We start from the raw sequence: 24,528 nt of genomic DNA, 5'->3' as shown, positions 1-24,528 counted from the left end.
TCAATCAACGCCAGCCGCTACCCTCTTTTGCAGAGGAATCCCGAGGGGAGGGTGGGAAGAGGGAGGTTCAAATCTCTCGCCCGTCATGTGAAACTGCCCCACCCCGGCATCGTCAGAGGAACCCCCGCATGCTCGACCAGCTTCCGCCCGCCATCCGCGAACAGCTCGATGTTTTGCTGCCGCAGCTTGTCGAGGGCGGCGTGAATATCGTTATCGCCATTCTCATCCTCATTCTCGGCCTGTGGTTCGCCGGGCGGTGCCGGACATGGACGATGCGGGCGCTGGGGCGCTGGCCGGCGATGGACGAGATGCTGCTGAATTTCTTCGGCACCATGGTGCGCTATCTCGTCCTCACCTTCACGATCCTCGCGGTGCTGGCGAAGTTCGGCGTGCAGACGGCGAGCCTTATCGCCGTGCTGGGCGCGGCGGGCCTTGCCGTCGGCCTGGCGCTGCAGGGCACGCTTTCCAATGTCGCCGCGGGCGTGATGCTGCTGATCTTCCGGCCGTTCCGCGCGGGGCATTATGTGGAGGCGGGCGGCGTTGCAGGGACGGTGAAGGCGCTGACGCTTTTCACCACGGAACTCGCGACGCCCGACAATGTGCAGATCGTGGTGCCGAACAGCGAGGTCTGGGGAAAGCCGATCACGAACTACACCTATCACCCGACGCGCCGCGTCGACATCACCTTCGGCATTTCCTATGGCGACGATATCGGCAAGGCGATGCAGATCATTCGCGAGGCGCTGGATGCGGATGCGCGCTGCCTGAAGGAGCCGGAGGCCTTTATCGGGGTGATCAGCCTCGGCGACAGTTCGGTCGACATCGTGACGCGCGTCTGGGTGATGAATGCGGATTACTGGCCGGTGCGTTTCGACCTGATGCGGCACGTCAAGGAACGCTTCGACGAAGGCGGAATCACCATCCCCTTCCCGGCCCGGACTATTTATACTGCGGCGGACTAGGCTCGCCGCCGGGTATACTGCGGCAGCGGACTGAGCGCGCCGGACGCGCGCAAGACAAACAAGGAACGGAACGCAGATGGATCGATTTTTCGGCGGGCCCGTGCTGCCCACGCTTTTCAAGCTCGCCATCGCGTCCATCGCGGTGGGCGTGGTGCTGGCGGTTTTCGGTATCAAGCCGATCGACCTGTGGCGGGACTTCCTCGACACGCTGGGACGTATCTGGGAGATGGGGTTCGATGCGATCGACTGGTCGCTGCAATACCTGCTTCTCGGCGCCGTGGTCGTGATCCCGATTTTCGTCGCGGTCAGGCTGTGGAGCGTGCTCGTCGCGCGGGGGAAGGAGTGAGGGGGGCTTCCAACTCCTACCCTCTTCACGTCACGGCCCGCTTTATGCGGGCCGTCCACGTCTTTACAGCACCTGCACAAAGCAAGACGTGGATGGCCCGGACAAGCCGGGCCATGACGAACAAGGATACAGTGCTTGCAGCTCTGGATTGCCGCGTCGCGGCTTCGCCGCTCCTCGCAATGACGAGGAAGAGGAACGTGCACTCCGCCTTCCGCAACGTAAACATGTGAGGCGAGACGAAGCTCCGATGACAAGCTAATCTCGCCCGCAAAACTCATGACGGGAGGACGAGATGGCGACGATGTTTCGCGACGGATTGCTGAAGGGCAAGCGCATCCTGGTGACGGGCGGCGGCACGGGGCTCGGCAAGGAAATGGCCGAGGACTATCTGCGGCTCGGCGCCGACGTCTATATCTGCGGGCGGCGCAAGAATGTGCTCGACGACACGGCGAAAGAGCTCATGGACAAACATGGCGGCTCGGTGAAGACGCATAGCGTCGACATTCGCGTGGCGCCCGCCGTCGACGAGATGATCGAGGAAATCTGGGCCGGGGGTCCGCTGACCGGGCTCGTGAACAATGCCGCGGGCAATTTCATCTCGCCGACGAAAGACCTTTCGACGCGCGGCTTCGACGCGATTGCAGGGATCGTGTTCCACGGTTCGTTCTATGTGACGCATTCGATCGGCACGCGCTGGATCCGCGACAAGGTGCCGGGCAGCGTCATCTCCATTCTCACGACCTGGGTGTGGAATGGCGGGCCCTTCACCGTGCCGAGCGCGATGTCGAAGGCGGGCGTCAACATCATGACGAAATCGCTCGCCGCCGAATGGGGACCTTACGGCATCCGCCTCAACGCCATTGCGCCCGGCCCCTTCCCGACCAAGGGCGCGTGGGAACGGCTCTCGCCCGGCCAGTCGCTCGAAGGCGACGGCTCGCGCGAGGGCATTCCGATGGGCCGCGTCGGGCAGATGGACGAGCTCAAGAACCTCGCGACCTTCCTGATGGCGGATGGATGCGACTATCTCACCGGACAATGCATCGCCATCGACGGGGCGAGCTATTCGGCGGGCGGCGGCAATTTCTCGCGGCTGTCGAAACTCTCCGACGAAGAATGGAGCGACATGCGCGAGATGATCCGCAGCGCGAACGACAAGGACAAGGCGCAACGGAGCGTTTGAGGAGAAAGGTCTTTCTCTTTGTTCCCCTATTCGTCACCCCCGGGCTTGACCCGGGGGTCCAGAAGCCGCCGAGGCGGCGTCCGTCTTCGAAAAGATCGGCCAAAAGAGTTTTGTGAAGAGGGACGGCGCGTTCCGCGCCTTCTGGATTGCCGGGTCAAGCCCGGCAATGACACTTTATTTTTTACATCTCGATGACGACCTTGCCGACTGCCTTGCGTTCCTGAAGCATGCGCAGGGCGTCGACGGCGCGTTCGAGCGGGAAGCGGGCGCAGATGTAGGGCGCGATCTTTCCTTCTTCGGCGAGGCGGGCGATGGCGGCGAGGTTCGCCCTGCCCGCTTCCGGGTCGCGGCGGCCATATTCGCCGGCGCGGACGCCGATGACGGAGAAGCCCTTGATGAGCGGCATGTTGACGGAGACGGTGGGGATGCGGCCGCTGGTGAAGCCGATGATCAGCAGGCGGCCATTCCAGGCGATGCAGCGCACGCTCTCGTCGAAGACGTCGCCGCCGACGGGATCGTAGATCACATCCGCGCCGCGCCCGCCGGTGAGTTCCTTCACCTTCTCGCGGAAGCCTTGCGTGACATTCAGGACATGATCGGCGCCGCGTGCCTTGACGATTTTCAGTTTCTCGCCGGAGGCCGACGTCGCGATCACGGTTGCGCCGAGGAGCTTGCCCATTTCGACGGCGGCGAGGCCGACGCCGCCCGTGCTGCCATGCACCAGCAGCGTTTCGCCGGGCTGGAGATGGCCGCGGCAGACGAGCGCGACATAGGCCGTGAGATAGGCTGCGGGATAAGCGGCAGCCTCGGCGAAATCCATGGGGCCGGGAATGGGGCGGCAGGCCTCGGCAGAGACATTCGCCTCCTCCGCGAAGCCGCCGGTGCGCAGGCCGGCGACGACGCGATCTCCCACCTTGAAGGCCGTCACGCCCTCGCCCAGCGCCGCGACGAGCCCCGCGCCTTCCATGCCGGGGGAAAAGGGAAGCTCGGGCTTGAACTGATATTTGCCCTGGATCATCAGGATGTCCGGAAAGTTGACCGAACAGGCCTTGAGGCGGAGACGCACCTCGCCCGGGCCCGGCGGCGACAGTTCGACCTCCTCCATCCTCAATACGCCGATGTCTTCCGATAGTTCGTGCACACGCATGGCGCGCATGAGCGTTCTCCCCGTCTCTTTATGGCAAATAGCTTTGCGCCAGAGCATAAAGGGACGGCCCCAACTTCGCCATGCTGCGCGCTAGAATGGAGCTTCACGCAGGGGAAGCCCGGAGGGAAAAACAGGCATGATGACCGGCATGGAAGGTGCGCGATTCGGCGTGGCGCATCTCGACAGGATTGCGCTGCATTACGCGGAGATGGGCCCCGAGGACGGGCCGCTCGTCATTCTGCTGCACGGCTTTCCCGACAATTGCCTCGGCTGGCGCCACCAGATGCCCGATCTCGCGAAGGCGGGCTTTCGCGTGATCGCGCCCGACCAGCGCGGCTATGGCGTGAGCGGGAAGCCGCGCGGCGTGAAGGCCTACGATCTCGACGAACTGGCGCAGGACGTCATCGACCTCGGACGGCATTTCGGCGAGGAGAAGCTGCGCGTCGTCGGGCATGACTGGGGCGCGAGCGTCGCGTGGTGGCTCTGCTCGACGAAGCCCGAGCACATGGAGAAGGCGGCGATGATCAACGCGCCGCATCCCGCCATCTGGAAGCAGGCGATGTATGCGGATCCCGTGCAACGGAAGAAGAGCCGCTATGTGAAGATGTTCCGCCTGCGCGGCCTTCCCGAATGGGCGATGCGGCGGAAAAACTTCGGCGCGCTGATCGAGGCGCTGGAAGCCTCGGCGCGCGACGGCGCGTTCGCGAAGGAGGAATGGGACGCATATCGGCGCGCATGGAGCGAGCCGAAGGCGCTGACCTCGATGATCCACTGGTATCGCGCGCTGCTGAAGAAGGATCTTTCGGGGCCTGTCGCGCGCATCGACGTGCCGGTGCTGCTCGTCTGGGGCGAGAAAGACAATTTTGCGGACGTGTCGCTGGCAAAGAAGAGCATCGATCTCTGCGAGCGCGGCGGCACGCTGTTCCTCGGGGAGGGCACGCATTGGGTGCTGCGCGAGGAAGCGGCGAGCATCAATCCGATGCTCGTCACGTTCTTCCGCTCCGATCAGGATGCGTAGGCGTAGGCCGAACCGAGCGCGGCGAGACCGAGCACGATGAAGAGCGCGGCGGCCGCGAAGCGCATGGCGGCTGCGGGTACGCGCTTTGCCGCCGCCTCGCCGAAAAGGACGACGGGCACGTTCGCGGCCAGCATGCCGAGCGTCGTGCCGAGCGCGACGAGGGTGAGCGTCTCGTAGCGCGCGCCGAGGGCGACGGTGGCGAGCTGCGTCTTGTCGCCCATCTCGACCAGAAAGAAGGCGACCACCGTTGCGAGGAAGGGACCGAAGCGGGAGACGGTTTCGTCTTCGGAAGGGGGCTCGTCCGGCACGAGCGCCCAGAGGCCCATGGCGAGGAAGGAAAGGCCAAGCACCCAGGCGAGAAGCTGCGGCGTGAGCCAGGCGGCGACGAGGGTTCCCGCCCATGCGGCGAGCGCGTGATTTGCGACCGTGGCAACGAAGATGCCGGCGATGACGGCGAGCGGCGCGCGGAAACGCGCCGCGAGAATGAGGGCGAGCAATTGCGTCTTGTCGCCGATTTCAGCGATGGCGACGGCGCCGAGAGAGACAAGGAAAGCTTCCAAGGAAAACACTCCGCTGCCGGGCGCGACACCAATGACCCATTACGCCCGCCCGGCAAAGGCAGCGCATGAGCCAAAGGTCTCGCCAGTTCAGCGGTTGCTGAGCGCGGACGCCACGGGATCAGGAAACCCCGAGTTTGTTGACGCCCGCCCCTCTCTGCCATGACGGCGGAGGGCGGCTACTCCCCTAAGGACGGTGGGGGAATAGCATGGAGGTTTTTGGCGGGCAAGCGTTGCAGGCTTGAGAATAACTCGCAGCCGCCGCGCCCCCGCCCCAAACGATCTTCGATCGTTTGACCCTCCCCACTCCTTGGCGGCTTGTCCGCCAAGGAGTGGGGAGGGTGGGAAGAAAGAAATCGAATGTTTTCAAAGCGCGATGCCGAAGCGCGCGGCGATCCAGACGGTCGCGAGATAGAGGAGCACGGTAACGGCGCAGCCGATGGCGAGCGCGGGCCAGAAACCAATCCCCTGCCGCAGCATTGCCGGGAAGATCAGAAACATCGGCAGCGAGGGAATGACGTACCAGAAGGTCGCCTCCGCATGAGCGGCGATGCGCTCGGCATCGCCCGTGTCGCGCCAAAGCCAGATGATGGCGAGAATGGAGACGAGCGGGAGCGACGCAATGAGCGCGCCGAAGGCGGGATTGCGCTTGGCGGTTTCCGACACGGCCATCACGAGGATGCCGGAGATCGCTGCCTTGACGATCGCGTAGAGCATGGATCAGGCGCTCCCGCCGAGGACCGTGCCGATGTCGCGCGCGACCCGTTCGCAGGCTTCGCGCGCGGCCGGGATTACGCCGGTCATGGCGGTGAAAGCGTGAGGCAGGCTGTCTTCGCAGCGGTAAGCGACGACGACGCCAGCGGATTTGAGCTTTTCGGCATAGGCCGCGCCCTGATCGCGCAGCGGGTCGAAACCCGACGTGACGACAATGGCGGGAGGCAAGCCCGACAGGTCCGGCTCCTTCATGGGCGAGACGCGGACATCCTCCGCCTCGGAAGGCGCATTCAGGTAATGCGCGCCGAACCAGTCCATGATCTCGCGCGTCAGCGGATAGACCTCGGCGCAACTGTCCATCGAGCCGCCTTTCCAGCCCCAGTCCGTCACCGGATAGATGAGAAGCTGAAGGGCGGGCGCGGCGAAGCCCTTTCGCCTTGCCTCCTGCGCGATGACGGCGGAGAGATAACCGCCCGCGCTGTCGCCGCCGACACCGATGCGGCCGGGGATCATGTGGAGGGCGGCGGCATTTTCCTGCGCCCAGCGGAAGGCGGCGACGGCATCGTCGACCTGAGCCGGGAATTTGTGCTCCGGCGCGAGGCGGTAGGCGACGTTGAGCACCGAGCAGCCGGCAAGCGCCGCGATCATGCGGCAGAAGGTGTCGCAGGTATCGAGATCGCCGATGACGCAGCCGCCGAAGTGAAAGAAGACGATACCGGGCAGCGGCCGCGACATGTTCACCGGAAGATAGAGACGCGCATCCAGGGGGCCGCCGGGGCCCGGCACCGCAAGCGCCTTTACCTCGACATCGGGACGGGGATCGGCGTCGAGAAGCTTCAGGCCTTCCGACGTCGCGCTGCGGGCGGTGGCGGGATCGAGCGTCGTAATCGACGGCTGGCGCGCGCCCTGCGCGGCGAGAAATTGCGCGCGGGCATCGAGGATGCGGCCGTCGATGGCGAGCGGCTTGCCGCCCGACATCCGCACGAGGAGGCCGTCCGGCAATTTCAGCAGGGTACGGATGATGAATTTCTGAAGGTTCATTGGTCTTGTTCTTTCTCTTATCGTCCGCGCTTCACGGCCCTACTTCGTTTCGCCCGTGTGCGGGAGGGTGCGGAAGCCGCCGAGGACGAGCGCCGTCGCGAAGGTGGATGCCTCCTCCGCATCCATCTCCGGGCGGCGCAACATGCGGTCGCCGATTTCCATGGCGATGCCGACGACAGCGGCCATGAGGTATTCGGCATCCACGTTCGGCAGCGTGCCGTTGCGGATGTCTTCCTCGATATATTCGCGAATTTCCTCGAAGCCCGCGATGATCTCCGGCGAATCCATGCGCACACGGACGGTGTTCGGATTTCGGCGGATGACCTGGAAGGTGTCGCGGTCGGTGGCAAGATAATCGAAATAGGTTCGATAGGCGTTGCGGATGAAATCCTCGAAGGTGCGCGAGCGGATGCGCTCGGCGCGGAGACGCGGGCGGATGCGGCGCATGCCCTCGTCCATCAACGCCTCGAAGACTTCTTCCTTGCTCTTGAAGTAGTTGTAGAAGGTGCCCGAGGCGAGACCCGTCCGGCGAATGATGTCGCGGACGGAGGTGGCACCGTAACCGAGATCGGCAAAGACGATCTTCGCAGCGTCGAGAATCGCTTCCCGATTGTTCTTCTTCGTGCGTTCGCGCTTGCCGAGCGCTCTCGCCGCCTCGGCCGGCGGCGCGTCCTCAAGATCGGTGCTCACACGGCACCGCCTTCCCCTGCCGGGGTGTCCTTGTCACTCATCATCCCTCCGGAGGGACCGGAGCGTGCGGGGCTGCCCCACCCCGCCCGCCGGTCCCGCGATTCATGCCGATACGGCCAGCCTACCCGAATGACGAGAATCGTCAACTTTTCGACACGAGGAAGGAGCCTGAAAAGCTCTTTTTTTTCAATATGTTAAAATCATTACTGGCTTGCAGTGGCGCGACGGAGCCGATGGCGCTATCAGAACGTCTCCCGGACCAGAGGTATCAGAATGAGTAACCCCAACTTCACACCCGAGCACATCGCCATGATGAAGAATGTGCTGATCGAACATGTGCCGCATGCCAAGGCCATCGGCATGACCGTGGAGGACGCGAAGCGGGGCGAGGCATGGCTCTCCGTTCCCTATTCCGAAAACCTGATCGGCAACCCGGAGACGGGCGTGATCCATGGCGGCGTCATCACCTCGCTGCTCGACAATGCCTGCGGCATCGCGGTGCAGCTTGCGCTGGCAGAACGCCAGTCCATCGCGACGCTCGACCTGCGGATCGACTACATGAAACCCGCGACGCCGAAGCTCGGCCTGATGGCGCATACGCATTGCTACAAGGTGACGAAGAACATCGCCTTCGTGCGCGGCACGGCCTATCACACGGATGAGGACGATCCCATCGCAGCCTGTGTCGGCACTTTCATGCTGGCGGCGAACCGGGCGATACCCGTTCCCGTGACGGCGGAAGCGATGAAAATTCTTGCGAAGAACAAGGACGGCGCGGCATGAGCGAGAAGACCCCCATCGACGTCAATGCGCTGATGCAGGCGATCCCTTACGCGCGCTATCTCGGCATCACTGTGGACCAGCGCGGCAACGAGATCACCACGGTGCTGCATTTCTCGCAGCATCTCATCGGCAACCCGGTGTTGCCCGCGCTTCATGGCGGCGTGATCGGCGCCTTCCTCGAGACGACGGCCATTGCGCAGCTCGCTTTCGAGTTTGCGGCGGGCGATGCGAGCGCCGCCGCACTGCCGAAGCCCATTGGGCTCACCATCGACTATCTGAGATCCGGGCGGCCGATGGACACTTACGGGCGCGCGGAAATCACCAAGCAGGGACGCCGCGTGGCGACGGTGCGCGCGGAAGCCTGGCAGGACGACCGGTCGCGGCCCATCGCGACGGCCCATGGCCATTTCCTGCTGCAGGCGGCGGACGACGCACCCGCATCATGAACGCGACGACACCGGCGCGGGTGAGCCATCGAGCGGTTCTCACCATCGCGGTGCCCATCGTCATCTCGAACATCTCGACGCCGCTACTCGGCATTGCCGACACCGCCGTGATGGGGCGGATGGGCGATCCGAAATATATCGGCGCGGTGGCCATCGGCGCGCTCATCTTCACCATGGTCTACTGGACCTTCGGCTTTCTGCGCATGGGCACGACGGGGCTGACCGCGCAGGCGCTGGGGGCGATGGACGGCGAAGAGATCCGCGCCGCGCTCGGGCGCGCGCTCCTCATCGCCGGCGCCGTGGGCTTCGCGCTCATCGCGCTGCAATGGCCGATCCGCCTTGCCGCCTTCGCGCTGCTCGATGGCGGCGAGGAAGTGGAGAGCCTCGCCCAGACCTATTTCGACATTCGCATCTGGAGCGCGCCCTTCGCACTCGCCAATTACGCGCTGGTCGGATGGTTCATCGGGCTTGGCCGCGCCAATGTCGCGCTGGTGCTGCAGGTCTTTCTCAACCTCGTGAACATCTTCTTCAATATCGCACTGGCGCTGGGGCTCGGCTGGGGCGTGGCGGGGATTGCCGCCGGCACGCTGATCGCCGAGGTGGCGGCGGCCATTGCCGGGCTCGTCATTGCAGCACGGTATCTGCGCTTCTATCCGGGGCAGTGGACGCGGGCGAGGCTCATGGATGCGCAGCGCCTGGCGAAGACCGTCGCGACCAATCGCGACATCATGATCCGGACCATCGTGCTGATGTTTTCCTTCGCCTGGTTCACCGCGAAGAGCGCGGAGGCGGGCACGGTGACGCTCGCGGTCAATTCGATCCTGCTGCAATTCGTGTCGGTGAGCGCCTTCTTCCTGGACGGTTTCGCGCTGGCGGCGGAAGCGCTGGTGGGCAAGGCCTTCGGTGCCGGGCGGCGGGAGGATTTCGATCGCTCGGCCTGGCTTTCGACGGGGTGGGCGGCGGGCATCGCCTGCGTGCTGTCGCTCGGGATTTTCGTTTTCGGTGGCTTTGTCATCGACTTCCTGAGCATCGACCCGGAGGTGCGCGCCACGGCACGGAACTATCTCTTCTGGGCGGCCCTGCTACCGGTGCTGTCCGTCTGGTGCTATCAGCTCGACGGCATTTTCATCGGTGCGACGCGGGGCGCGGAAATGCGCAATGCGGCGCTCGCCTCCAGCGCGCTCTTCCTCATGCTGTGGTGGCTGTTCCTGCCCTATGGCAATCACGGATTGTGGACGGCGCTGACAGGCTTCAACCTGATGCGGGCTGCGTCGCTCGGGTTTTACTATCCGAGGTTGAGAAGAGAACTGGCGTAGGAACCGGCGACCGGCTCTCTGAAAAGAAAAGGAAAGACGTGGATGGCCCGAATAAATCGGGCCATGACGGAAAAAGGTAAAGTCGGCGCAAGGGGCCCTGGATGCCCGGGTCAAACCCGGGCATGACGCATTTGTTTGAAAGACGAGCGAGAACTCAGCAGCGCTAAAGGATTTCCAGCACGCTTTCGGGCGGGCGGCCGATCCGCGCCTTCGTGCCCGAGACGACGATGGGGCGCTCGATCAGGATCGGGTTGTCGACCATGGCGCGAATGAGCTTTTCGTCTGTGAGCTTCTCATTGTCGAGGCTGAGGGTCTTGTAGACCTCTTCGCCCTTCCGCATGAGATCGCGGGGCTTCATTTTCAGCTTCTTCAGGATCGCCTGAAGCTCCACGGCGCTGGGCGGGGCCTTCAGATAATCGACGATCAGCGGATCGGCCCCGTGCTCTTCGAGCAGGGCGAGCGTGGCGCGCGACTTCGAGCAGCGCGGATTGTGATAGATGGTGGGGCGTGCCATCGCGTTGTTCCTCCGAAGTTAAAGCGTCACGTCCGCGCCGACCGCATCCTTCAGATGCGCGAAACCGTCCGCCGCGAGGCGGGCCGCGATGTCGCGCTTGATGCGGGTGACGAGCGCGGGGCCCTCATAGGCGAGCGCGGAATAAAGCTGCACGAGCGAGGCGCCCGCGCGGATTTTCGCATAGGCGTCCTCGCCCGAGCCGATGCCGCCGACGCCGATGATCGGCAGGCGGCCTTTCGTGAGGCGGTACATGTCGCGCAACACCGACGTCGACATTTCAAAGAGCGGCGCGCCGGAGAGGCCGCCCGTCTCGTTCGCGTTGAGGCCGGTGACGAGACCTTCGCGGGCAATCGTCGTGTTCGAGACGATGAGGCCGTCGAGACCTTCGGCCAGCGCGACGTCGGCGATGTCGGCGAGTTCCTCGGCGACGAGATCGGGCGCGATCTTGAGGAGCACGGGCGTCGGCCGCACGCGGTCCGTGCGCCTCGCCGCGAGGACGCGCGCCACGAGCCCGGCGAGTTCGGCCTTGCCCTGCAGCGCGCGCAGGCCCGGCGTGTTGGGCGAGGAAATGTTGACGGTGAAATAGGAAGCGAGCCCGTCGAAGGCGCGGATGCCGGCTTCGTAGTCGGCGACGCGGTCCGCCGAATCCTTGTTGGCGCCGATATTGACGCCGACGATGCCGGGCCGGCCGCGCCGCGCGAGAAGACGCTTCTTCAGCGCCTCGTGGCCTTCATTGTTGAAGCCCAGGCGATTGATGACGGCGCGGTGAAGCGGCAGCCGGAAGACGCGGGGACGCGGATTGCCGGGCTGCGGGCGCGGCGTCACCGTGCCGACCTCGGCAAAGCCCATGCCCAATGCCAGCATGGCGTCCGGCACCTCGCCGTTCTTGTCGAAGCCGGCCGCGATGCCGACCGGATTTTCGAAATGAAGACCGAAGAGATCGATCGCAAGCGAGGCGGGATCGGGTTCGCGCTGACGCGGAGCAAGCCCCAGGCGAAGCGCGCGGATCGTCAGGCGATGCGCGGTTTCGGGCTCGATGAGGCTCGTGAAGGGCCGGGCAAGCGGGAAAAGATCCATGGCGCTCAGCCTTTCTGCCCGGCGACATGCGGCGGGAAAACATGCTCCCCGTCCTCGCCGACCGGCAGCGGATCGACGCGGGCGACCGCTTCGAGCGAAAGCACGTCGTAGAGATGCGGGAAAAGCGCGCCACCGCGCGAAGGCTCCCATTTGAGCGCCTCGCCGAGCGCCGCCGCCTCGACCGCGACCAGAAGCAGGCCCTTTCTCCCCGAAAAATGGCGCGAGGCCGTTTCCGGCGCCTGTTCGGCGGTCGAGAAGTGGATGAAGCCGTCGTCGAGATCGACCGCGGAGCCGATGTAGCGGCCTTCGGCCTCGGCGGCGATCCAATCGTGTTCGCTCACGATCTTGTAGACGAGGCCGGCATCCGGCGGCATGGCGATCCTTTCGGGAAGGCGGAAGACGCGGCACTTTAACGAGCACGCCTGCGAGCGACAAGCCGCGCCCCGCGCCCGGAGATGGGAATTCGATCCGCATTTCGGCTGGGCCAGAAGGCAAGGCCTGTGGCATGATTTCCATATTCTGGCCCTCGCGCCCGCGCGGAAGACAGGAATTCATTCAGGCCCATGACCCGCTCGCTTTCCCATGGCCGTCTCTGGGCGGCGATCGACAGGCTTGCCGCCCGGCACCGGCTGACAGCTTCCGGCCTTGCCAAGGCGGCGGGGCTCGATCCCACGACCTTCAACAAGTCGAAGCGCGTGACGGCGGCGGGGCGGCCGCGCTGGCCCAATACGGAGAGCCTGGCGCGGGTGCTCGATGCGACGGGCTCGTCGCTCGAGGCCTTCCTCGCGCTTGTCGCGGATGGCGAGAGCCCTGCCCGGCCGAAAAGGCATGTGCCGCTGATCGGCCTTGCGCAGGCGGGACGCGGCGGCTTTTTCGACGATGCCGGCTTTCCGGCGGGCGCGGGCTGGGAAGAGGTCGCCTTTCCCGACTTCAAGGACGAGCATGCCTATGCGCTCGAAGTGAGCGGGGACAGCATGGAGCCCTTCTACCGCGAGGGCGACATTATCGTCGTGTCGCCCGCCGCCGATGTCCGGCGGGGCGACCGCGTGGTGGTGAAGACGGTGGCCGACGAGGTCATGGTCAAGGTGCTGGCGCGCATGACGGCGAACCGCGTGGAACTCAAATCGTTCAACCCGGCCTATGACGACCGCGTGCTGAAGCCGGAGGAGATTCTCTGGATGGCGCGGATCATCTGGGCGAGCCAGTAAGCCTCAGCGCTTGCCGGGCACGGGAGCGCCATCGGACTTCGGGACCGTGCGGCGGCCAAGGCCCACGGCGACAAGCCGCGCAACCTCCGCCCTGTCATCCCTTTGCAGCGCTTCCCTCAGCGGCAGGGCGGAATCACGCAGGATGGTTTCGAGCGCGGTGCGCGGCTCACGGGCGAGCAAGCGATCGAGCAATTCCTCCGCGCGGGCGCTGTTCGCCGCGCCGTCAATGCCGGCGAGCTGGAAGGCATATTGCCAGGCAATGGAAACATTGTCCGGATCGAGGATGAGAGCGCGCTCATAGGCCTCGATCCCGGCGCGGAGGGAGGCGCCATAAATCGCGGCGCCGATCATGCCGCCTTCATAGACGATTTCGAGGTGCCAGCCGCCGAGCGCGGCATGGGCCCAGGCATTGTCCTCGTTTATCGCAAGCGCCCGGTCGATATGGTCGCGGGCTTCCGAGCCCCATCCCTCGAAATGCGCCTTGATGCCGCCCATGCTGCGCGACACGAGGCCGAGCCCGACGGCGACGGCGAGATGCGCCTCGGGCACGTCGGGTCCGCGCGCGACGGCGCGGCGCGCATCCGCAAGTCCGGCATTGAAACGGCGGAGACGCTCATCGCCCGTGGACCGGAATTCGCCGCGCACCATTTCCGCGCGCGAGGCGAGCGCATCGCCCTTCGCAGAGCGGAGCTTGCGCGCGAGGGCGGCGGCATGAGCGAAATTTCCGGCGTCGAAAGCGGACTGCGCTTCGGCGAGGCCGCGCTCCAGCGCGCCCGCCGGGGAGACGGCAAACAGAAAAACGAGAAGCAGAACGGCGCTTCGCCAGGGCCGTCCCCACAATTTCCGCACGCTTCCGCTCCCCGTGCCATCCAACCGGGCGACACCCGACCGGCCCATGTTCGGCCATGAGACAAGAGGGAGCAACGCCGAAAACGTAGCGAAGAGAAGATCAGTCTTTCGAGAGGTCCTCGCCCGCGAGCGCGCGGCGGATGAGTTCACGCGTGTTGTCGATGCCGTAGAGCGCGGCGAACGAACCGAAGCGCGGTCCGCGGTCCTGCCCGAGCAGCACCTGATAGATCATCTGGAAGAAAGCGACGGAGACGCCGGGGCCGCCTTCCGGGCTCTTCTTCGCGTGATCCTGATAGCGCTCGATGCCGCGCGCCACATCGAGCAGGGCATTCTGGATCGTCTCGCCATCCGCGCCGGAGGGCAGCGTGGCGAGCTTGCCGGAAAGCACCTGCAGCGCCGCGGCCTCAACCTCGTCGGGCGCACGAAACACCTTGGCCGGCTTCACGAAATCCTCGAAGTACCGGATCGCATAGCCGGCCAGCCGGTCGAGTTCGGGATGCGTATCCGGCGTCACGCCGGGCACATGACGCAGGATGAAGCCCCAGAGCACCGCCTTGTCATGGGCATGGGAAGCGCTGACGAGGTTCAGCAGCAGCGCGAAGGAAACCGGCAGCTCGATCGCAGGCGGGTTGCCGTTGTGGATATGCCAGACCGGATTGTTCAACCGTTCCTTCAGGTCCTGACGCGGATAAGCGGCAAGGTGCTGGTAGTACTCGTCGACGGCGCGCGGAATGACGTCGAAATAGAGCTTCTTCGCCTGGCGCGGACGCTGGAACATGTAGAGCGCGAGGCTCTCGGTCGGCGCATAGGCCAGCCATTCGTCGATGGTGAGGCCGTTGCCCTTCGACTTTGAAATCTTCTCGCCCTTTTCATCGAGAAAGAGCTCGTAGACGAAATGCTCCGGCGGACGGCCGCCAAGCGCCCTGCAGATATTGTCGTAGATGCCCATGTTCGGCCCGTGATCCTTGCCGAACATTTCGAAATCGACGCCGAGTGCCGCCCAGCGCGCGCCGAAATCCGGCTTCCACTGGAGCTTCACATGGCCGCCGGTGACAGGCAGCGTGGTTTCCTCGCCGTCCTCGTCGTCGAAGGTGATGGTCGCGTCCGCGACATTCACCTTCTTTATCGGCACGTAGAGCACGCGGCCGGTCTTGGGCGAGATCGGCAGGAAGGGCGAATAGGTGGCGCGGCGCTCCGGCCCAAGCGTCGGCAACATTATCGCCATGATGTCGTCGTAGCGTTCGGCCACGCGCTTGAGAATCGCGTCGAAACGGCCCGACTTGTAGTAGTCGGTTGCGCTGGCGAACTCGTATTCGAAGCCGAATGTGTCGAGGAAGCGCCGCAACATCGCGTTGTTGTGATGGCCGAACGAAGGATATTCGTTCGTGAAAGGATCCGGCACCGAGGTGAGAGGCATGTGCAGATAAGGCTCGAGGAAGGCGCGGTCCGGCACGTTGTCCGGAATCTTGCGCATCCCGTCCATGTCATCGGAGAAGCAGATGAGGCGCGTCTCGACACCCGGCATCAGGACTTCAAAGGCGCGGCGCACCATGGTCGTGCGCGCCACCTCGCCGAACGTGCCGATATGAGGCAACCCGGAAGGTCCGTACCCGGTTTCGAAGAGGACGGTGCGCGAGGCACCGCCTTCCCTCTCAAGCCGGCTCACGATTTTGCGCGCTTCCTCGAAGGGCCAGGCCTTGCTGACGCGGGCGGCTTCAAGAAGTTCGGACGGCGCTATGGCGGCGGCTTGCGAGGACATCTAGTCTACCTGGAGAAAAGGCTTAAGGCTTTGTCAAGCGGGCGGACCCTATGCTCTGCCCTATCCTCAGTCAATGCGGGGATCGCCCCGCATGACGGGCTCTGGGCAAACCTCGCAGCGACGAACAGGCGCTTGTCCGGGAGGCCACATCCCAGTGTTTTGCGGCTGTATGCCCGGAGAGACAGAAAGTGACGAATAGCCGGCCCGCCCCATCCGGCGAGGGCAAAAACCCGCCCGAAGACCCCGCGCCCATGTTCGGGCCGGTTCGTCGCGCCTATCCCATCGAAACAAGAATCGACGCCGAACAGGTGAAACTGCTGCTCTCGCTCGGCGAGGCGAGCCGCTTCACGATCTTCGGCGCAATTGCGGTGGTGGGCGCCGCGTTCTACGAGACCGCGCCGCTGTGGACGATCGCGGTTGTCGCGGCGATCCAGCTCGTTGCTCAGTTCCTGTTCGACCGCGTGCGCGCCGGATTCCACGCCGATCCGGATGCGGACGTCAATGCGCCCAAATGGGCACGCCGCTATGCATTGGTGACGATCATCAGCGGTTCGACATGGGGCGTGGGAGCTTTGCTCTGGCTTCCCGGAGCGTCCTTCGCACATGAAATCTTCTACGCCCTGGTTCTTGCCACGCTCATCATGGCGACGGCGATCACGCGCGCAAACCATCCGCCTGCCGTGGTCTTCTATTCCATCTCCGCCTCGCTTCCCGCTGTGGCGATGCTGCTCTGGCGCGCCGATCCGCTTTCGATTGCGACGGTGCTTCTCGCCGCCATGTTCTTTGCGACCGTCGTGGGCTGGACGCGCCGGATCAACGACCGCTACCGCGAGGCGTTTCATCTGCGCTTCGAGAATGCCGACCTCGTGGAACGCATGGCACGCGCCCATGCGGCGACCGAGCAACGCCGCCGCGATGCGGAGGATGCGGAGACCCGAGCCAGGGCGGCCGCTGCAGCAAAGCAGGAATTCCTCGACATCATCAGCCACGAATTGCGCACGCCGCTCGACAGCCTGCGCAACATGGCGCGCTATCTCGCCGACGAAGCGACGACCGACACGCAATTCAAGATCGCCGCTTCGGTGGAGGAGACGAGCCAGCTTCTCCGGCGGCTCGTGGACGACATGCTCGATTTCTCGGAGATCGAAGCGCATTCGCTGGAACTGAAGCCGAGCAGCTTCAATCCGGTGGAACTTGCAGCCGGCATCGTGCGCATGACGCGGCATCAAGCGGTCGACCGTGGGCTTTCGCTCGAACTCAACGCGGCGCCCGACACGCCACCCCAAATGCATGCCGATCCCGACCGCGTGCGGCAGGTGCTGATGAACCTCGTCAGCAACGCGATCAAGTTCACCTATCAGGGCGGCGTGGTGGTGAGCGTGGCGCCGCTGAAGGCGCCCGGCGGCGAGACCGTGCTGCGCTTCTCCGTGACGGATACGGGCCCCGGCCTTTCGACGGAGGCGAAGAGCCACCTTTTTGAAGCCTTCGCGCAGGGCGCGGATGCACGCGATTTCCGCTTTTCAGGCAAGGCCGCCGGGGCGGGCCTCGGGCTGCCGATCAGCGACCGGCTTGTGCGCATGATGGGCGGACATATCGGCGTCGACAGCACGCCGGGCCAGGGAAGCTCGTTCTGGTTCCTGCTGCCGCTGGAACCGGGCGAGGCCGCCGATTACTTCGCCTCGCTGCGCGCCGAAGCTCAGCCCGGGCCGGAAGTGAGGCCGGAGAGGCTGATCGACCACGACCATCTCTATGCGCTGGAGCTCAAGCTGGGCGGACAGCACATCACCGACTACCTCGTGGCCGCCCTCGAGCGCGTGCTCGAAATTCATCGCGAAATCGAGCATGCGCGGACGATGCGCGACGGCGGCGCGCTGGCGCAGCATGCGGGCGAGCTCAAGGCGGCGGCGTCCGATATCGGGCTCACGGCCGTGGCGCTTGTCGCGGAGGATATTGCCAGGGCGGCGTCTCACGGGGAGGCGGATGCCGCGCTCGGCGCCGTTCCCCGGCTGCAGCAGAAGATCACCGCGACCTGGCGCGCTCTCGCCAAGGCCTATCCGAGCCTGGCGGCCTGAGGCCGGGCCGTCCGGCAATTTCATTGCGGCGGCGCATGGCTATACTCGCCGCCAATGCCACAGCGTTTCCCACCCGATTCGAGCTTTCCTTCCGGCCCCGCCGCCGGAGACGGCCGCTTTCTGCCCGAGGCGGCGGCGATCGTGCCCGCGCGCGGCATGAGCGGCGGTGCGATATCGGTCGATGCCGAGGGCGAAATCGAGGAGCTCGCGCCCGATGAGGCGCTGAAGCGGATCGCCAGCGAGCCGGTGATGCTCGTCCATGCAGGTTTCACGGCGCGGCGCATCGCAAGGGGCCGCAACTTCCGGGAGCCGGGACCGCAGGTCTTCGACCTGATGGAACTCTTCGCCTTCGTGCATCCGGCGCGCACCTGCCTGCCGACGGTGGCGGGGCTTGCGCGCGCACTGGGGCTCGATGCGGGCAAGACGCCGGAAGACCATGCGCTGATGCTGCACCGGGCGGCGGCGCAGATGCTTGCGGCGCTCCAGCAGCCTTCCTATCCGGACCGGCCCTCGGCGGCACGCACCGCCTGGCGCATGGCCGAGGGCGGCTGGTCCTGGGGGCCGGGTGTCGTGGCCGCGCTGCGCGATGCGCTGGGACGGGAGGGAAAGCCGCCCGGCGCGCGCGGTTTCGACGTCTGGAACGAGCTTCCCGAATGGGAGGAACGTGGCCCCCGCCCGCCCGCGGGATCGCTGCCCGTGAGCGAGCAGGAAGCCCGCGACCAGCTTGCGCTGCTGGCGGGCGCCGATGCCGAAGAGAGGCCCGGACAGGCCGCCTTCGCGGCGGCAGCCTCCCATGCCTTCGCGCCGCGCGAGGCCGCGGGCGCCCCCAATGTGGTGCTCGCGGAAGCGGGCACAGGCATCGGCAAGACCATCGGCTATATCGCGCCCGCAAGTCTCTGGGCGGCGCGGAACAAGGGCACGGTCTGGATCTCGACCTATACGAAGAACCTGCAACGCCAGCTCGACCAGGAACTTTCGCGGCTCTATCCCGATCCCGCCGAAAAGGCGGAGAAGGCGGTGATCCGCAAGGGGCGGGAAAATTATCTCTGCCTCCTCAACTTCGCGGAAATGGCGGACCGCGCGGCCATCGGCGGCGGCGCGGTCGCGATCGGGCTCGTCGCGCGATGGGCGAAGGCGAGCCGCGACGGCGACATGGTGGGCGGCGATTTCCCGGCCTGGCTCGCGGCGCGGCTTGGCGGCGTCACGGGGCGGACGGGGCTGACCGACCGGCGCGGCGAATGCGTCTACACGGCCTGCCCCTATTACAAGAAGTGCTTCATCGAGCGCGCGATCCGCAAGGCGCGGCGCGCCGAGATCGTGGTTGCAAACCATGCGCTTGTGATGCGGCAGGCGGCGCTCGACCAGGCCATGGGACCGCTTGTTCCGGCGGCGCCGAAAGAAACGGAAGCAGCGGGCGGCGCGGAAGACGAGGCACCGAGCGGGCGGGAGGCACGCTCCCGCTTCGTCTTCGACGAGGGACATCACATCTTCGACGCGGCGGACAGCGCCTTTTCCGCCTCGCTGTCGGCGCTTGAAACGGCGGAGCTTCGCCGCTGGATTCGCGGCGCGGAAGGCCAGCGCGGACGGCGCGGGCGCGGACTCGACGAGCGCGTGGGCGATCTTCTCGGCGAGGACAGGCTCGCGGAGGAGGCGCTGCAGGCGGCACTTTCGGCGGCCGCCGCCCTGCCCGGCCCGGGCTGGGGCACGCGGCTCAACGAAGGTCAGCCGCGCGGCGCGGCGGAGAAGTTCCTCGCGCTGGTGCGCCAGCAGGTTCACGCCCGGACGGAAGATGCCGGCACGCCCTTCTCGCTCGAAGCGGAGACGGAGCCGCCCGTTGCCGGGTTGCCAGAAGCGGCGGCGGAACTCGACGACGCGCTGAAGCGGCTTGCGGCACCGCTCGCCCTGATCGCCGACCGGTTGCGCGCGCGGCTCGACGAGGAGGCGGAAGATCTCGACACATCGACACGCATCCGCATGGACGCGGCGGCGCGCGGGCTGGAGCGGCGGGGGCGCATTCTCATCCCCGCCTGGCGGAGCATGCTTGCAAGCCTCAACGCGACGCCGCCCGGGATGTTCGTCGACTGGTTTTCCATCGAGCGCCTGTTCGGGCGCGAGGCCGATGTCGGCATGCACCGGCACTGGCGCGATCCGACCGTGCCTTTCGCGGGCGCCGTGCTCGAACCGGCGCATGGCGTGCTCATCACATCGGCGACGCTGCGCGACGAGCTTCCCGAAACCGAGAGCGAGGACGGGGGCTGGGAGAGCGCCGAAATCCGGACCGGCGTGTCGCATCTCGCGCTGCCCGCAAGGCGCTCCTTCATGGCCTCGCCTTTCGACTATGCCGCGCAGGCGCGCATCTTCGTCGTGCGCGATGTGAGCCGCACCGACATGAACCAGATCGCGGCGGCCTATCGCGAACTCTTTCGCGCGGCGGGCGGCGGGGCGCTCGGCCTCTTCACCGCCATTCACCGGCTTCGCGCCGTGCATGAACGGATCGTGACGCCGCTCGAAGAAGAGGGGCTACCGCTTTACGCGCAGCATATCGACGCGCTCGATACCGGCACGCTGGTCGATATTTTCCGGGCGGAGCGCAATGCCTGCCTGCTCGGCACGGATGCCGTGCGCGACGGGGTGGACGTGCCGGGAGATTCGCTGCGCATGATCGTGTTCGACCGCGTGCCCTGGCCGAGGCCGGATATTCTGCACAAGGCGCGGCGCGAACAATTCGGCAAGGCGCGCTACGACGACATGATTACGCGGCTCAGGCTGAAGCAGGCCTTCGGGCGGCTGATCCGGCGGGCGAGCGACCGGGGCGTCTTCGTGGCGCTCGATTCCCGCCTGCCGACGCGGCTGACCACCGGGTTTCCGCCGGGCGTCACCATCCACCGGGTCGGGCTTGCCGAAGCCATCGCCGAGACAAGGGCCTTTCTGGGGACCGGCGCGCCCGAGCTTGCCCCAGCCAAAGGCAGCCCCTAAGCTCCCCGCGAAATTTCACGAGGAAGACCCATGTCGACGATTTCTCCGGAACATGCCCTGATCTACATCATGGTGACGATGAGCGCGGTGGACCGCGCCATGAGCGACAATGAGCTGAGAGATATCGGCACCATCGTGAAGACGCTGCCTGCCTTCCGCAATTTTCATGCGGAGAAGCTCATTCCGGCGGCGCGGGAATGCGCCGCGATCCTGCAGGAAGATGGTGGGCTCGACGCGGTGTTCGGTCTGGTGAGGGACGCGCTGCCGCCGCATCTGCGCGAAACGGGCTATGCGCTTGCGGTCGAAATCGCGGCGGCGGACGAGGCGGTCGGCGCGGAGGAAATCCGGCTGCTGCAACTGCTGCGCGACACGCTCGACATCGACAAGCTCACCGGCGCCGCGATCGAGCGGGGCGCGCGGGCGCGGCACATGCCGCTTTGATTTTCTGTTCTTTCGCAATTCCGGACGGAAAACCGCAAGAAGAGAACGGTTTTCCTGGAATTGCTCCAGCGCGTCAGCCGCAGGCGCCCGTTCCCGTCTCGCGCAATTCACCGTCGATGCGGTCGAAGAAGGTGCGGGTGCAGGCCGACGGTCCGGCATACCGGTCCGTCTCGCGGTGGATCAGGACGGTCCGCCCCTCCTCCCAGATGTAGATGTCGACGCCGCCCTCCTCCGCGCTCGAGCGCCAGCGGCTGACGATCTCCTGCGTCTCGGGATCGAACTCGGGCGAAACGAGCTCATCAAGCGCGGCGTTGCCGACGAAGGCTTCCTCGTCCGGCTCCCACAGCCAGTTGCGATAGAGAACATTCGGCCCCGCCGTTCCCGCCGCGATGAGGCGGAAGTCATGGTAGCCGTCGAAATTGACGTCGATCAGCTCGAAGTCGTTGTTGGGAATCTGCGACGCGGCAAGCGAAGCCACGTTCCCGATCGTCTGGAAGGGCTCGACCTCGCCCTTGCGCCGGATGTGGACGGTCTCGATGGCACGGTCGCCGAACTCATCGAGATGCCATGAAAGCGAAAAATACAACTCGGGCAGAACGGGACTGATGCTGCCTTCGCAAACAATGGGCGCCTTGTCGGACGCGCCGGACGGCGATACGCAGGTGTAGCTGCTCTGGAACGTTTCGTCGCCGCGCACATTCTCGCGCCTTGCATCGGCACCTGCCGCCGCTTCGGCCGCCACGCCTTCCACATGCGCACCGGCGGGAGCCGGCTCCTGCGCAAGAGCGGAACCGGCGGCCGCCATCAAAGGCGCCGCCACGAATGGCAAAGTCCAAAGGCAGAAACGAAGCCACATGAGCGGTGCAGCCCTCTTCACGCATTGTTGAGTCGCGTGGGAGTGCATTCTAGCGCAAGAGGGACGCGGGCGGCCTTTTTCTTGCGGGGCCCGACCCTCTATACTCCGTCTCCCTTTCCAGGTCTCCCGGCGGCCCCTCGGGTTCCGCGGATGAGCGGGGCAGACCAAACCCGGCCAGCGAATGTTCGACTTCCTCACCCTGCACGAACCTGCCTTGAGGCTTGCCGCCTTTGCCGGTGTGCTTGCCCTGATGTTGCTGCTGGAATTCGCGATTCCGCGGCGCGGCCGCAGCAGCCCGAGGCTTCGGCGCTGGACGACCAACCTCGCGCTGGCGGGTGCGGGAACGCTGCTGCTTCGCATCGCCGTTCCCCTGCTCGCGGTCGGCGTCGCTGTGCTCGCAGAGCAAAACGGGTTCGGTCTTTTCAACTGGACAGCCACGCCCGAGGCCGTCGCCTTCGTGCTGTCGTTCGTCGCGCTCGATCTTCTCGTCTATGTTCAACATGTTGTGTTTCACAAGGCCGGGCTGCTCTGGCGGCTGCACCGCGTACATCACGCGGACCCGGATGTCGATGCGACGACGGGCATTCGCTTCCATCCCGTCGAAATCCTGCTCAGCATGGGGATCAAGATGGGCGCGGTCGCGCTGCTCGGCGCGCCTGCCGCCGCCGTCATCCTGTTCGAGGTGGTGCTCAACGCCACTGCAATGTTCAACCATTCGAACATCGACATCGGCGGCGCCGACAAGTGGATCCGCCCTCTCATCGTGACGCCCGACATGCACCGGGTGCACCATTCCATCCACCGGGACGAATACAACACGAATTTCGGTTTCAACCTTTCGGTCTGGGACCGGCTCTTCGGCACCTACCGCGCCTGCCCGCGCGAGGGCCACGAGAAGATGCGGCTCGGCCTTTCCGAATACCCCGCACCCGGCCCGCAGAGACTTGGCTGGAGCCTCATAAATCCGTTTTGGAGCGGCGCGAATCCGGACAATACTCGCGGCCGGGAGAATGGGACATGAAACGGCTCTGCCTGCTGCGCCACGCAAAATCCGACTGGGGTGACCCGTCGAAAGACGACTTCGAACGCCCACTCAATGCGAGGGGGGCGAAGGCCGCCGGCTTCATGGCGAGCTATATCGCGGCATCGCCCTACCGCCCGGACGCCGTGCTCTGCTCGACAGCCGCCAGGGCGGCGGAGACCTGCGCGCCGCTCTGCGCCAAGCTCAAGAATGTTCCCGTCACCTATCGCGACGAGCTCTATCACGCGATGCCCGACGTTATGCTCGCCGAGATCAGAGGCGTTTCCGACGAGGTCGAGACGCTGCTTGTCGTCGGCCACAATCCGGGGCTCGTGCTGCTCGCGATGGCGCTGGCGGAAGATCCCGATGACGAGACGGCGTTGCGCGTGGCACATGGCGTGCCCACGGGCGGTTTCATCGTCTTCGAGTTCGACACGGATCGCTGGTCCGAGATTGCCGAGGGTGAGGGGCGCACCGTATTTTTCGGCAGGCCTCGCGACCTCATGGCGGACGCGTCCGAAAACGGCTGACGATCCCTGCGGATCTAGTAGATGCTTGCGGAGAAATAGCGCGCGCTGATCCGGGCATAGGTGCCGTCGGCGACAAGCTCCTGCAATGCCTCGTCGAAACGGTCGCGCAGCTCCTCATTTCCCACGCGCAGAACGATGGTGGCGCCCTTTCCGAAATAGGTTGCGTCACCATAGTCCGGCCCGACCAGACGGCAGCATGCGCCATCGGACGAGGCGCTCCAGCGCAGCAAGGCATTGCGGTCGGCGAAAAGGAGATCCGCCTTGCCCTGCGCAAGCGCCTGCTGCGCTTCGTCGAGCGAGGGATAGGCCAAGAGCTTCGCGTTGGAGAAACGCATCGACGCATAGGCCTGATGGATCGAACCAGCCTGAACGGCAATGCTCCGGCCGGCCAGCGCAGCCGGCGTCGCAGCGGCAGGCACGGCGTCGCGGCGAGCGGCGAAATGACCGGGGGTCGAATAATAGCGGTCCGTGAGGATCAGGTCGGTGCCGGATGCAGGGCTTTCCCGGCCGGGCGCCGGGATCAGCATCGAGGCAATTACCGCGTCGCCCTCGCCTTGCCTCAGCGACGGCAGGAGATCGCCCCAGCGCTTTGCCACGATATCGCATTTCGTCCGGACGCGGGCGCACAGGGCCTGTGCGAGCTCGACGTCGAACCCCGCCAGCGCACCGCTTTCATCCCGGTAGTTGAAGGGCGGATAGGCGCCTTCCGTCAGAATGACGAGGTCGCGTTCCGCCGCCAAGCCGGGCGCGGCTTCCGGTTCCGATGAGGGGCGCGCCGGATTGGGCAAAGGGAGCTGCAGCGCCATGATCTGTTCGATCGTGAGAGGCGAAGACGATCCGGACGGAACGGCGGCTACTTCCTCTTTGGGGGGCGCCGGGATGGCTACCGTTTCATGACGCTGCCCGCGCCAGGGCAAAGGCTCGCCCTCGTAGAGGCGCGCCAGCGAACCCGCGAGCAGGATGATCGCTATCAGGTTCGCATAAAGAAGAAACCGCATCGGCCCTGCCCGCTTGATGCCGCCCAC

General features: G+C 65.5%; 25 protein-coding genes and 1 riboswitch. Of the genes, 13 read left to right on the top strand and 12 right to left on the bottom strand.

Annotated elements, in window-relative coordinates; all coding sequences use genetic code 11:
- Window positions 1-128: 128 nt before the first annotated feature.
- The 3 genes from ACKUUH_RS10285 to ACKUUH_RS10275 all read left to right on the top strand — a co-directional run bounded on the left by ACKUUH_RS10285 (window position 129) and on the right by ACKUUH_RS10275 (window position 2,488).
- Window positions 129-962: a mechanosensitive ion channel family protein gene (locus tag ACKUUH_RS10285; protein ID WP_407949826.1), complete on the top strand. Its 834-nt coding sequence runs from the start codon at window positions 129-131 to the stop codon at window positions 960-962.
- A 76-nt stretch (window positions 963-1,038) separates the two neighbouring features.
- On the top strand, window positions 1,039-1,308 hold the full coding sequence (locus ACKUUH_RS10280) for a DUF6460 domain-containing protein (RefSeq protein WP_407949825.1): 270 nt from the start codon (window positions 1,039-1,041) through the stop codon (window positions 1,306-1,308).
- A 301-nt stretch (window positions 1,309-1,609) separates the two neighbouring features.
- On the top strand, window positions 1,610-2,488 hold the full coding sequence (locus ACKUUH_RS10275; protein WP_407949827.1) for an SDR family oxidoreductase: 879 nt from the start codon (window positions 1,610-1,612) through the stop codon (window positions 2,486-2,488).
- Window positions 2,489-2,669: 181 nt separating this feature from the next.
- On the opposite strand, the gene ACKUUH_RS10270 is transcribed toward ACKUUH_RS10275, so the two are convergent.
- The gene (locus ACKUUH_RS10270; protein WP_407949824.1) at window positions 2,670-3,644 is read right to left on the bottom strand and encodes an NADPH:quinone oxidoreductase family protein; all 975 of its coding nucleotides are present in this window, start codon (window positions 3,642-3,644) and stop codon (window positions 2,670-2,672) included.
- A 127-nt stretch (window positions 3,645-3,771) separates the two neighbouring features.
- On the opposite strand from ACKUUH_RS10270, the gene ACKUUH_RS10265 reads away from it, so the two are divergent.
- A complete protein-coding gene (locus tag ACKUUH_RS10265) occupies window positions 3,772-4,653 on the top strand; it encodes an alpha/beta fold hydrolase (protein WP_407949823.1) in 882 nt (293 codons plus the stop codon).
- Here ACKUUH_RS10265 and ACKUUH_RS10260 read toward each other — a convergent pair.
- From ACKUUH_RS10260 to ACKUUH_RS10245, 4 genes are all read right to left on the bottom strand, one after another.
- Window positions 4,641-5,213, bottom strand: coding sequence for a TMEM165/GDT1 family protein (locus ACKUUH_RS10260; protein ID WP_407949822.1), 573 nt, complete (start codon window positions 5,211-5,213; stop codon window positions 4,641-4,643). The genes ACKUUH_RS10265 and ACKUUH_RS10260 overlap by 13 nt on opposite strands.
- Before the next feature lie 7 nt (window positions 5,214-5,220).
- Window positions 5,221-5,410: riboswitch (yybP-ykoY riboswitch) on the bottom strand.
- A gap of 166 nt (window positions 5,411-5,576) precedes the next feature.
- A complete protein-coding gene (locus tag ACKUUH_RS10255; RefSeq protein ID WP_407949821.1) occupies window positions 5,577-5,927 on the bottom strand; it encodes a DUF3147 family protein in 351 nt (116 codons plus the stop codon).
- A 3-nt stretch (window positions 5,928-5,930) separates the two neighbouring features.
- The gene (locus ACKUUH_RS10250) at window positions 5,931-6,965 is read right to left on the bottom strand and encodes an alpha/beta hydrolase (RefSeq protein WP_407949819.1); all 1,035 of its coding nucleotides are present in this window, start codon (window positions 6,963-6,965) and stop codon (window positions 5,931-5,933) included.
- 39 nt (window positions 6,966-7,004) lie between these two features.
- On the bottom strand, window positions 7,005-7,655 hold the full coding sequence (locus tag ACKUUH_RS10245; RefSeq protein WP_407949818.1) for a TetR/AcrR family transcriptional regulator: 651 nt from the start codon (window positions 7,653-7,655) through the stop codon (window positions 7,005-7,007).
- A gap of 273 nt (window positions 7,656-7,928) precedes the next feature.
- On the opposite strand from ACKUUH_RS10245, the gene ACKUUH_RS10240 reads away from it, so the two are divergent.
- The 3 genes from ACKUUH_RS10240 to ACKUUH_RS10230 are packed head-to-tail and all read left to right on the top strand — an operon-like array spanning window position 7,929 to window position 10,200.
- Entirely contained in the window at window positions 7,929-8,438 is a 510-nt protein-coding gene (locus ACKUUH_RS10240) for a PaaI family thioesterase (protein ID WP_407949817.1), read from the top strand.
- Entirely contained in the window at window positions 8,435-8,884 is a 450-nt protein-coding gene (locus tag ACKUUH_RS10235) for a PaaI family thioesterase (protein WP_407949816.1), read from the top strand. Before ACKUUH_RS10240 ends, ACKUUH_RS10235 begins: the two co-directional genes overlap by 4 nt.
- Window positions 8,881-10,200, top strand: coding sequence for an MATE family efflux transporter (locus ACKUUH_RS10230; protein WP_407949815.1), 1,320 nt, complete (start codon window positions 8,881-8,883; stop codon window positions 10,198-10,200). The genes ACKUUH_RS10235 and ACKUUH_RS10230 overlap by 4 nt, the downstream gene beginning before the upstream one ends.
- 163 nt (window positions 10,201-10,363) lie before the next feature.
- Here the strand turns inward: ACKUUH_RS10230 and arsC are convergent, their stop codons facing one another.
- Genes arsC through ACKUUH_RS10215 form a run of 3 tightly spaced genes read right to left on the bottom strand, consistent with a single transcriptional unit; the run spans window position 10,364 to window position 12,165 of the window.
- Window positions 10,364-10,714, bottom strand: a complete 351-nt coding sequence (arsC, locus tag ACKUUH_RS10225; RefSeq protein WP_407949814.1) for an arsenate reductase (glutaredoxin) — start codon at window positions 10,712-10,714, stop codon at window positions 10,364-10,366.
- 18 nt (window positions 10,715-10,732) lie between these two features.
- Window positions 10,733-11,791: a quinone-dependent dihydroorotate dehydrogenase gene (locus tag ACKUUH_RS10220; protein ID WP_407949812.1), complete on the bottom strand. Its 1,059-nt coding sequence runs from the start codon at window positions 11,789-11,791 to the stop codon at window positions 10,733-10,735.
- 5 nt (window positions 11,792-11,796) lie between these two features.
- Window positions 11,797-12,165: a DUF952 domain-containing protein gene (locus ACKUUH_RS10215; protein WP_407949811.1), complete on the bottom strand. Its 369-nt coding sequence runs from the start codon at window positions 12,163-12,165 to the stop codon at window positions 11,797-11,799.
- Window positions 12,166-12,354: 189 nt separating this feature from the next.
- On the opposite strand from ACKUUH_RS10215, the gene ACKUUH_RS10210 reads away from it, so the two are divergent.
- Complete coding sequence (locus ACKUUH_RS10210; RefSeq protein ID WP_407949810.1) at window positions 12,355-12,999, top strand: S24 family peptidase; 645 nt, start codon at window positions 12,355-12,357, stop codon at window positions 12,997-12,999.
- A 3-nt stretch (window positions 13,000-13,002) separates the two neighbouring features.
- Here ACKUUH_RS10210 and ACKUUH_RS10205 read toward each other — a convergent pair whose 3' ends face one another.
- On the bottom strand, window positions 13,003-13,848 hold the full coding sequence (locus ACKUUH_RS10205; protein ID WP_407949809.1) for a hypothetical protein: 846 nt from the start codon (window positions 13,846-13,848) through the stop codon (window positions 13,003-13,005).
- Between the two features lie 100 nt (window positions 13,849-13,948).
- Window positions 13,949-15,607 carry a lysine--tRNA ligase gene (locus tag ACKUUH_RS10200; RefSeq protein ID WP_407949808.1) on the bottom strand — a complete coding sequence of 553 codons (1,659 nt, stop codon included), beginning with the start codon at window positions 15,605-15,607 and terminating at the stop codon, window positions 13,949-13,951.
- 188 nt (window positions 15,608-15,795) lie between these two features.
- Between ACKUUH_RS10200 and ACKUUH_RS10195 the strand changes: the two genes are divergently transcribed.
- Genes ACKUUH_RS10195 through ACKUUH_RS10185 form a run of 3 tightly spaced genes read left to right on the top strand, consistent with a single transcriptional unit; the run spans window position 15,796 to window position 21,096 of the window.
- Window positions 15,796-17,679, top strand: coding sequence for a sensor histidine kinase (locus tag ACKUUH_RS10195; RefSeq protein ID WP_407949807.1), 1,884 nt, complete (start codon window positions 15,796-15,798; stop codon window positions 17,677-17,679).
- Between the two features lie 54 nt (window positions 17,680-17,733).
- The gene (locus ACKUUH_RS10190) at window positions 17,734-20,655 is read left to right on the top strand and encodes an ATP-dependent DNA helicase (RefSeq protein WP_407949806.1); all 2,922 of its coding nucleotides are present in this window, start codon (window positions 17,734-17,736) and stop codon (window positions 20,653-20,655) included.
- Between the two features lie 30 nt (window positions 20,656-20,685).
- Window positions 20,686-21,096, top strand: coding sequence for a tellurite resistance TerB family protein (locus tag ACKUUH_RS10185; RefSeq protein WP_407949805.1), 411 nt, complete (start codon window positions 20,686-20,688; stop codon window positions 21,094-21,096).
- A 73-nt stretch (window positions 21,097-21,169) separates the two neighbouring features.
- Here ACKUUH_RS10185 and ACKUUH_RS10180 read toward each other — a convergent pair whose 3' ends face one another.
- Window positions 21,170-21,901, bottom strand: coding sequence for an XAC2610-related protein (locus ACKUUH_RS10180; RefSeq protein ID WP_407949804.1), 732 nt, complete (start codon window positions 21,899-21,901; stop codon window positions 21,170-21,172).
- Window positions 21,902-22,133: 232 nt separating this feature from the next.
- Between ACKUUH_RS10180 and ACKUUH_RS10175 the strand changes: the two genes are divergently transcribed.
- Window positions 22,134-22,973 (top strand): sterol desaturase family protein, encoded by an 840-nt coding sequence (locus tag ACKUUH_RS10175; protein WP_407949803.1) that lies wholly within the window; start codon window positions 22,134-22,136, stop codon window positions 22,971-22,973.
- Window positions 22,970-23,503, top strand: a complete 534-nt coding sequence (locus tag ACKUUH_RS10170; protein ID WP_407949802.1) for a SixA phosphatase family protein — start codon at window positions 22,970-22,972, stop codon at window positions 23,501-23,503. Before ACKUUH_RS10175 ends, ACKUUH_RS10170 begins: the two co-directional genes overlap by 4 nt.
- A gap of 14 nt (window positions 23,504-23,517) precedes the next feature.
- On the opposite strand, the gene ACKUUH_RS10165 is transcribed toward ACKUUH_RS10170, so the two are convergent.
- The gene (locus ACKUUH_RS10165) at window positions 23,518-24,501 is read right to left on the bottom strand and encodes a transporter substrate-binding domain-containing protein (protein WP_407949801.1); all 984 of its coding nucleotides are present in this window, start codon (window positions 24,499-24,501) and stop codon (window positions 23,518-23,520) included.
- Window positions 24,502-24,528: the final 27 nt, after the last annotated feature.

It is taken from the genome of Parvibaculum sp. (genome assembly GCF_045863935.1).
In the GTDB taxonomy this organism is placed as follows: Bacteria; Pseudomonadota; Alphaproteobacteria; order Parvibaculales; family Parvibaculaceae; genus Parvibaculum.
The sequence above is the reverse complement of the archived record's forward strand: the minus strand, read 5'-3'. Positions and strand labels throughout refer to the sequence as shown.